Below are 230 nucleotides of genomic sequence, written 5' to 3' on the forward strand. Positions count from 1 at the left end.
GGATATACGGTTATTGCTTTAACCTTATTGGCATATGGATTGGCTGAGTTTGTGCACAGTTATGGCTTTATTGCTGTATTTATTGCCGCCTTTACCTTTCGCCGTTCCGAAAGTAAGCATAGTTATCATGAAAAACTTCACGATTTTGCAGAGCAATCAGAAGGCTTATTTATGTCATTGGTGCTCGTCACCTTTGGGATGTTCATTGGGCAAGGTTTACAGTCCGGAGT

At 41.3% G+C, this 230-nt stretch carries 1 protein-coding gene; it reads left to right on the top strand.

The features are described 5' to 3' along the window. Positions 1 to 230 (top strand): cation:proton antiporter (locus tag AAEY79_RS16630; RefSeq protein ID WP_352289930.1); only part of this gene is annotated, 230 nt, incomplete at both ends.

This window comes from Psychrobacter sp. GW64-MNA-CIBAN-0177 (genome assembly GCF_040309585.1).
GTDB lineage: Bacteria > Pseudomonadota > Gammaproteobacteria > Pseudomonadales > Moraxellaceae > Psychrobacter > Psychrobacter okhotskensis.